This window comes from Vibrio sp. 2-2(8) (assembly GCF_963888495.1).
GTDB classification, from domain to species: domain Bacteria; phylum Pseudomonadota; class Gammaproteobacteria; order Enterobacterales; family Vibrionaceae; genus Vibrio; species Vibrio anguillarum.
In genome coordinates this window covers 1-8,963 of record NZ_CAWPJM010000016.1, presented here as the reverse complement: position 1 = coordinate 8,963, position 8,963 = coordinate 1, and the positions used below count along the sequence as shown (strand labels likewise).

At 41.1% G+C, this 8,963-nt stretch carries 7 protein-coding genes and 2 pseudogenes; all 9 read right to left on the bottom strand.

Annotation, left to right across the window (positions count from 1 at the left end; translation table 11 throughout):
* Positions 1 to 87, bottom strand: a pseudogene (locus AACV12_RS06215) (MazG-related protein); the annotation flags it as partial.
* A 703-nt stretch (positions 88 to 790) separates the two neighbouring features.
* Entirely contained in the window at positions 791 to 1,192 is a 402-nt protein-coding gene (gene tnpA / locus AACV12_RS06210; protein WP_154139253.1) for an IS200/IS605 family transposase, read from the bottom strand.
* A 695-nt stretch (positions 1,193 to 1,887) separates the two neighbouring features.
* Entirely contained in the window at positions 1,888 to 2,352 is a 465-nt protein-coding gene (locus AACV12_RS06205; protein WP_170901547.1) for a GNAT family N-acetyltransferase, read from the bottom strand.
* Positions 2,353 to 2,491: 139 nt separating this feature from the next.
* Positions 2,492 to 3,001, bottom strand: coding sequence for a ClbS/DfsB family four-helix bundle protein (locus AACV12_RS06200; RefSeq protein ID WP_170901545.1), 510 nt, complete (start codon positions 2,999 to 3,001; stop codon positions 2,492 to 2,494).
* A 147-nt stretch (positions 3,002 to 3,148) separates the two neighbouring features.
* On the bottom strand, positions 3,149 to 3,544 hold the full coding sequence (locus tag AACV12_RS06195) for a DUF3465 domain-containing protein (protein ID WP_170901543.1): 396 nt from the start codon (positions 3,542 to 3,544) through the stop codon (positions 3,149 to 3,151).
* A gap of 1,498 nt (positions 3,545 to 5,042) precedes the next feature.
* Positions 5,043 to 5,432 (bottom strand): VOC family protein, encoded by a 390-nt coding sequence (locus AACV12_RS06190; protein WP_170901541.1) that lies wholly within the window; start codon positions 5,430 to 5,432, stop codon positions 5,043 to 5,045.
* Between the two features lie 752 nt (positions 5,433 to 6,184).
* Positions 6,185 to 6,730, bottom strand: a complete 546-nt coding sequence (locus AACV12_RS06185; protein WP_170901539.1) for a GNAT family N-acetyltransferase — start codon at positions 6,728 to 6,730, stop codon at positions 6,185 to 6,187.
* A 1,121-nt stretch (positions 6,731 to 7,851) separates the two neighbouring features.
* Complete coding sequence (locus AACV12_RS06180; RefSeq protein WP_170901535.1) at positions 7,852 to 8,328, bottom strand: GNAT family N-acetyltransferase; 477 nt, start codon at positions 8,326 to 8,328, stop codon at positions 7,852 to 7,854.
* Between the two features lie 136 nt (positions 8,329 to 8,464).
* A pseudogene (locus AACV12_RS06175) lies at positions 8,465 to 8,839 on the bottom strand (topoisomerase DNA-binding C4 zinc finger domain-containing protein); the annotation flags it as partial.
* Positions 8,840 to 8,963 lie beyond the last annotated feature (124 nt).

Here is an 8,963-nt window from a genome sequence, read left to right as displayed (position 1 = left end):
TAAACCACCGACAATTTGGTATTCGATACTCTCGGATTCCAAAAGACTTTTCAGCCAGTTCAAGGCTACTTTTACTTTCTCGCTCATATACTCCCTTAGCTGATTTTTGCCCTGCGCCATAACGCCCAATTAAGTGGTGAACAACGCACTGGCCAAGCCGCTGCATTGCACCGTAAAACACTTTACCTAACGCATAGTAAAACTGCCACGCGTTGAGAATCCACTTGAATTGCTTGTTATGTGAATTTTACCGTAAATTCAAAGTAAACCACCGTAGAAATGAAGAGATTTTAATAAGTTACGTAAAAAACGATGCTTACCAAAACCTAAATTTCAAAGCGATCTGAGCCGAAGAAAGCCACTTACAGAATTAACAACAAAGAAAGCGTCCTTTCAGCCACAACCAAACCTTTTGCTTCACCAGACTTTCAGGGCTGAACTTCAGCAAGAGAGTCAGTCAAAAAGACATTTCAATTAAAGCGATTTGAAACTGACAAAACTCAACACAAACCAGATCCAAAACTCAATTGAGGCAACCCAAGAACCTTGAAAACGATCAATCTCAGATTATTCAAGAATCCATTTCGACCAAGCCAACTTGCCGAAAACACGGAACGAATTCTCAATGAAATCGTAGAATTAACCTCGAAAACTCATCCAACACATAACGCCCTGTTAAGGGGTGAGCAACGCAATACCGAAGCCGCCGCATACCACCTTAAACACTAAAGCCAACGCATAGTGAAAATGCCACGCGTTGCGAATCCCTCTTGAACAGTTTGTTATGCAATCAGTCCACTCGAGAATCTAAAGGGTCATGCCTATCAATATAAGCTCTAGCATTTGTTAAATGAGATTGATCTTTAATCGATGTGCAAGCCTTGCCACCCCAAAGCTGCTTTTCGTGTAGTTCTTTAAGCTGCGGGAACTCTTTTCGAATTAGACGAGATGTAGGTCCAAGTATCATGTTCGCCATATATGAAATGTCTTGTTCACACCTAATCAATAGATGAACATGATTGACAGCAGCAGCAACAGACAACACTTGCCCATCAATACCCTCCGACTTCTCTTTTAATAGTTCTTCCAAACGTTTTCGAATATTTTCGTCAAAAACAGGTTTTCTATATTTGGTTGAAGCAGTGAAGTGATAATGATGGTCATAAGCTTCATAGTCTGATCTTTTTAGCATGATTTTCCTTATTTATTATCTTAAACCTTTCGATGATTCTGTTGTATGGTTGCATAACGCCCGGCTAAGGGGTTGACAACGCACCACCGAACTCAAAAAACACACTATAAACACTGAATTTCAATTTTGCACTAAAGTCGCCACGCGTTGGCAATCCCTCTTGAGCCGTTTGTTATGCAAATTCAATGAGATAAATCGACTTTACACGACCAAAAGCCACAATTGCAACGGTTGGGTGGTTCAAGAATCAACCCAAGTAAGAACCGTGATAAATAAGCTGCCAAAACAAAGTCCACCTTTCAGCAACAAACCAAGCTTTTGAATCAGGAAAACTTAACGAGCGAAACCTTCAGCAAAAGCAAAATGCTCGATTAACTTGCCATTTCCACACTTTGCGCGCTCTAAATTGACAACAAACCAGCGCTAAAACTAATTGAGGCAAACAAAGAACCTTGTCTGTTTTACGGTTTAAGTTAACCATTAATTTGAGGGTGAAAGTGCTCATTTTCCGACAACACAAAACGAATGGCCGGAGAAATCCCACAAGATTGAACCTCTAAATTTACCTGAGTTGCATAACGCCCAATTAAGGGGTGAGCAACGCTACCACCTTGCCTAACGCATTGTACCGTAAACACTAAATTTGAAGTAGATACAAAAGTGCCAAGCGTTGGGAATCCCTCTTAAATTGTTTGTTAGCTGAATTTTTCCATAACAAAGTTCTGCAGTTTTTGGCCCCGAACTTCTATCGATTGCTCTTTTACAACCTTAAAACCAAATTTTTCGTAGAAAGGTCGAGCTGTAATACTGACCTCAGAATAATACTTGGTAATGCCACGAGATATACCAACTTTAAAAACGTGCTCCATAAGACAACGAGCAACGCCTTTGCCTTGGTGGTCATGATGACAAAAGAAATGATCGATTAAACCACTTTCTTGAAGGTCAGCATAACCAACAATGACACCCTCTATTTCTGCAATAAAAGGTGAAATAGCGTTTAGTTTATTCTTCCATATCTCGCAGTCGAAATTATCTGGCGCCCAAGCCTCAACTTGCTCTTGGGAATAGTCTCGTCGATTCACGTTACGAACCGTATGATAAAAAAGCTCCCACAACTCACTTGCGTCAGATTCTTCGTATTTTCTAATTTTGATCATACTACTTGTACCAATATTCAGCTAACGCCCAATTAAGGTGTGAGGCACGCAATACCGATGCTGCCGCATACCACCATAATCACTAAAACCGACGCATAGTAAAAACGCCACGCGTGCCGAATCACACTTAAATTGTTTGTTATGTGAATTCTCGATTGAAACGCCGAACTTTTGTACGCATATTTTTCATAGGTGACGATGTATTAAACTGAATCATGCGCCCCAACGTCCATTGTTCATACCACGCAACACCATACAAATCATGGTCACTTAAGCTTGAAATGAGTAAAAGTATCTCGTTAACCGTAGACTCAAGCTCAATGAGTAAATCGTCATATTTCCACTCACAATACTCTTCGTGAAAGCTTTCAGCGAGTGAACCTAATTGGTTCCATTTATAACCAGTTTCGGGGAAATCAACATGTTGGTTTTGAGATCTTAAGTGATGCCATTTAAGAACGAGTCTCCCCCAACCAATCAAGTAAGCCACTGTGTCACTGACGCTAATGACTGTGCCTTTGACGTTTCCCTCTACTCCAAGTTTGCGAGCTTTGCTTTCCGGAATTGAACGATAGTCAGCCAGGAGTTTCGCAAATATTGAGTTTATAGCTAGCTCCAATTCATCCTTATTTCTTGGCACAGAAGACATTTTGACCTCCATTCACATAACGCTCGGCTAAGGGGTTGACAACGCACCGCCGAACTCAAAAAAACACACGGTAAACACTGAACTTCAATTTTGCACTAAAGCCGCCAAGCGTTGGCAATCCCTCTTGAGCCGTTTGTTATGTGAATTTTACTCGTACGTCTTACCGTTGTGCTTTAACCAACCTTGCGGGTGTTTATTGTTTGGATCCTTGTGCGTCCAGTGCATGAAACCACCTTTTTTGTTCCATTCATATTCACCGTAAAACTGGACTCGATCGCCAACTTTTAGATTTGGAACCCTAGGAGCTAAATCAATATTGTGAGCAACAAGTAAAGTTTGTTTACTGTCCAGTTTCAATATGAATTTTTGATGCCTACTTCCTTCGTTGTCATCAGGTAATAAGCGAATAACTGTGCCTGAGCCCTGAACTTGAATATCACTTTGATGATTTTCATACGCATTTTTTAACTGATGATCATTAGCTTGAGCACCAATCGAAGCTAGACAAAAGATAGCTATAAATATAGCGATTAACTTCTTCATATACTCAATTTCTCCAATTCACATAACGCCCGGCTAAGGGGTTGACAACGCACCGCCGAACTCAAAAAACACACTGTAAACATTGAACTTCAATTTTGCGCTAAAGCCGCCACGCGTTGGCAATCCCTCTTGAGCCGTTTGTTAGGCCAACCAATTGACAACAATACTTTCAAAACCCAAGAACAAAGCTTTTTGTAAACTTGAAAAAAACTAACCGATTCATTTATAAACCAAAACTCCAACGCAGCAAAGAAACAAAAAACTCAAATTGAGCGATTTGGAAGAAAAGTGACGAGCGTAGCATACTCGGCGGACGTTTGGATGCTGAAGGTTATTTTGCCGCTGAATTTACAGCGCTAAGCAACCCAACGCGATCAAGAAACAACAAATATGTGATGACGATTTATTGCTTAAGTCCAGCCATGAGAACATTGAATTCACCGTTCAATTCAAACCCGATTTAGCTGATAAAAACTCACTTTGCATAACGCCCGGCTAAGGGGTTGACAACGCACCGCCGAACTTAAAAAACACACTTAAACACTGAACTTCAATTTTGCACTAAAGTCGCCAAGCGTTGGCAATCCCTCTTGAGCCGTTTGTTAGGCCAACCGATTGACAATGATACTTTCAAAACCAAGGAACAGGGCTTTTTATAAACTTAAAACAAACTAACCCATTCATTTATAAACCAAAACCCTAAATCAGCAAAGAAACCAAAAAATTCAAATTGAGCGATTTGGAAGAAAAGTGACGAGCGTAGCATGCTCGGCGGACGTTTGGATGCTGAAGGTTATTTTGCCGCTAAACTCACAACGAAAAGCAACTCAACGCGATCAAGAAACAGCAAATATGTGATGATTATTTATTGCTTAAATTAAGCCACAAAACATGAAATTTACTGCTCAATTTCAACTCGATTTAGCTGATAAAAACTCACCTTGCCTAACGCCCGGCTAAGGGGTTGACAACGCACCACCGAACTTAAAAAACACACTGTAAACGGCTGAACTTCAATTTTGTACTAAAGCCGCCACGCGTTGGCAATCCCTCTTGAGCCGTTTGTTATGAGTAATTTTTCCGCGATAGATTTTCTTTGTATTTTTTGTACTCTCTACTTTTGAAAAACCAGTCCCAACCAGCAAAAAACACAGCTCCAAATAACGTCATTAAATAAACTCGGTACGACACAATTGGAGATAAATCTAGATAAAAATCGTTTCGAACAAATGCACTACCGAAAATGACTGGAATACAAAACCCTAAGCCATACCCTAAAAAGTGCCTGAAAAAGCCTTTTTTCGAATCTTTAACCACTCAACTCGCCTTTTCCGTTCCACCTGTCTGTCACTATCCTTAAATTACTCATAACGCCCGCTTAAGGGGCAGCCAACGCTACTACCAACTTACCGCATAACACCTTAATCACAAAAACCAACGCATAGTGAAAATACCACGCGTTGGCTGTCCCTCTTGAAGCGTTTGTTATAGCGGTGCTTTAGCTGCCCATAGAAATATGATGCGTTGCACACAGCTTATTTCCTGCTGGATCGCGTAAATAAGCTAGATACATTTTTCTTTCTCCGCTTACCCTGAGACCTGGAGGATCTTCGCAAGCTACACCGCCATTAGCTAAACCTGCTGCATGCCATGAATCCACTAACTCTGGGCTAGTGACTTTTAAGCCAATTGTCATTCCATTACCATGAGTCGCCAGCTCTCCATTTATTGGCTTCGTAATTCCAAGCGCACCATCTTTGTTTATGTAAAGACAGCGACCTTTAGCATCGATAACACCCGATGGATAACCTAAAACAGACAATATGCCGTCATAAAAAACCTTAGATTTTTCAATATCATTGGAGCCAATCATAATATGACTAAACATACTTGTTCCTTTTGTTGAGCAAAAATCGGGATTTACTTTGAAGCATCGATTGAGCAATGTCTAGGTTGAAATGTGAGATAAGCTATAACGCCCGGCTAAGGGGTTGACAACGCATCGCCGAACGCAAAAAACACACAGTAAACACTGAACTTAAATTTTGCACTAAAGCCGCCACGCGTTGGCAATCCCTCTTGAGCCGTTTGTTAGCTGCTGCACTTTAGCCGGAGATTTGCTACCCAACGGCCTAATTTAAAACACATTATTGTTTTCAAGCGACAAAGTAAAACGGACAACTGAGAAACTAAACTAACCCACGAAACGCCCTTGGCAAAGAAGAAATAATAGGAAAACTGACGAGCTTCTAAGACTTCAATTTACAAAGAATTCTTTCGAAGAAGCCAACGACCAAGTGCGCGAAATCCATTTAAGCGCGACAGTGTTTCAAAACCAAAGAAGCCACACCAAAGAAATAAACAAACACACCACTTCCCGTAAACAGACTTCGGTTAGTTCAAGCACTTCACGAACAGTGCCACTGGCGAGATACGCGGAAAAGTGCTGACTTTCAGGTGTAAAGCTAGAGCCCCAGACTAAGAAAAATAAGCGCTTAATTTTATGGTTTTTCTTAACCTCAGCTAACGCCCAATTAAGTAGCCCGAAACGCACTGGCTCACTTTCCGCATAACACCGTAAACACGAAATTCAACGCAAACCAAAATCGCCGAGCGTTGAGGGTCTGCTTGAATTGTTTGTTATGTTTTGGGCCAATTGGTACGACTTAGACCATAAACTGCATGATCTACAACTCGGCCATTCAAATTTTCTGCGCGGCTGATTATGCCCTCAAGCGAAAAACCTAAACGCTCACATACATTACGACTTGGAATATTTTCGCTCGCTGCTGATATCTGAACCTTTTCCATATCAAGTTCAGTAAAAGCCAAGTCGACCAGTTTTAAAACTGACTTACTCACAATACCTTTACCTTGATATTCTGAGCTTAACCAGTAACCAATCTCTACTTTTTTAAGTTGATGGTTAATAGTGTTAAAACTGACATTTCCAACCAACTTATCTTGGTAAATCATCCCACAAACTAAGGATTTTCCATCAGCATAATCATGCAATGAACTTTGGATAAAGCTAAGAAAAAACTCTTCATTGCTAGCATGAGGAGGCCAAGCTAGCCATTGGCTCAAATATTCTCGCTCTCGACTAACAATTTCAAGATAGGTCGGAGCAAACTGGAGATTAACCAAAGCCAGTTTCAGTTCGGTATCAACATCCAATGTAAACATGATTTCCTCTTAAAAACATAACGCCCTGTTAAGGGGTGAGCAACGCAATACCGAAGCCGCAGCATACCACCTTAATCACTAAAACCAACGCATAGTGAAAATGCCACGCGTTGCGAATCCCTCTTGAACAGTTTGTTATGTGCCTTACAACGTGGTGATTAATTGCCAATTACCCTCAAAAAAACACCTATATCGGTAATCATCCACTGATACTTTTTTCCCTTTAGTTCGGGATAGTAGCGCTGTATTTGGAAATACAGTTCCTCAAATGCTTGATTAACGTCGTGCTCAGATGGTTTATGAATTAGTGTACGACTCGTCTTTTTCTTGTGGTACTTAAAATGATTAGTTAAACCTGAATCTAACAGCGACCAACTAAAATCTAGTTCCCTAATAATATTATCCATCCTCACTACTCTTTATCTTGCAAAGCATACCGATATGGCACATAACGCCCGGCTAAGGGGTTGACAACGCATAGCCGAACTCAAAAAACACACTGTAAACACTGAACTTTAATTTTGAACTAAAGCCGCCACGCGTTGGCAATCCCTCTTGAGCCGTTTGTTAGCTGCTGCACTCTAGCCGGAGATTGACTACCCAACGGCCTAATTTAAAACACATTATTACTTTCAAGCGACAAAGTAAAACGGACAACTGAGAAACTAAAACCCAATCCACGAAACGCACTTGGCAAAGAAGAAATAACCGAGAAACTGACGAGCTTCTAGGACTTAAATTTACAAAGAATTCTTTCGAAGAAGCCAACAACCAAGTGCGCGGAATCCATTTAAGCGCGAAAGAGCCTCAAAACCAAAGAAGCCACACCAAAGAAATAAACAAACACACCACTTCCCGTAAGAAGACTTCGGTTAGTTCAAACACTTCACGAACAGTGCCACTGGCGAGATACGCGGAAAAGTGCTGACTTTCAGGTGTAAAGCTAGAGCCTCAGACTAAGAAAAATAAACGCTTAATTTTATGGTTTTTCTTAACCTCAGCTAACGCCCGCCTAAGGGGCTGGCAACGCATAACACTAAACTCAAACACAACAACCATAACCACCGCGGCTCATTGGGACTGGAAACGCCACGCGTTGACAGTCCCTCTTGAGGCGTTTGTTATAACCGTTTTTCCATTCGCACCAGATCCCATAACTTACCATTAAAAGTTCTTGTACCAATTTCTGTCGAAACCACTTCAAAACCTAATGATTCATAGCATTTTCTAGCAACTGTGTTCTGTTCAAAAACGCCTAAGCTAAGCTTGGTTGCAGAAAAATCTAATCGGGCTTTATCGATTAATAACATCAACATCGATTTTGATAGCCCTTGCCCACGATAAGCATTTGAAATAAAAACACGGCAAATCCGATATTGCTCATCGGTGACTTTGTACAACTCAACAAACCCGGCATGTCTACCGTTCACATTTAGCAGATAGGGAAATACTTCCGCTTTGCTACAGTGGGAATGGATCTGTTCATAAGTCAGCGGGAAAACATACGCAGGGCCTCCCCATAAATAGTTCAACTCATCTGAGTCAATCCATTTTATAAGCAGGTCAAAATCCGATTCTTGAAACTCTTCTAAGTTCATGATTTCCCATTAGGTTATAACGCCCGCCTAAGGGGCTGGCAACGCATACCACTAAACTCAAACACAACAACTGCAACCACCGCGGCTCATTGGGACTGGAAACGCCACGCGTTGACAGTCCCTCTTGAGGCGTTTGTTAGTTGAATTTTTCTACAGTTTTACACTTGGGGAATCCAGAACACCCCCAAAACTGTTTTCCCTTATTCTCACCGCGCTTAGTTTCACGTAGAACCATTTCTGAACCACAACGCGAACATTGCTTTACGAACTCTTTTGATGCGACCCGCTCTTTAACATGCTTTCGATGCTTAAAGTCTGTTACAACACCTCTATCAAGTTTGACGTTGTTAATCGCATCAATGAGCTGAATGTACTCTGCATCCGAAAAGACCGGTTGATCGAACTGCTTGATGTAGTTTAAACAGCCTCGTGCATAAGTGACGTTTTCAGGCATATCTGTTTTGAACGTACTGTCGCCAATGAACACAATTACTGAGTGTGTTTTTGATGATCCGCCCCAGCAGTTTTGGACACTGAGTTAAGTGAGTACAATCACTAACGAGGTGAACAATGACAACTAAGAAAACTAGAATTAAACATTCCCCTGAATTTAAAGCACAAGCCCTGAAGTTAGC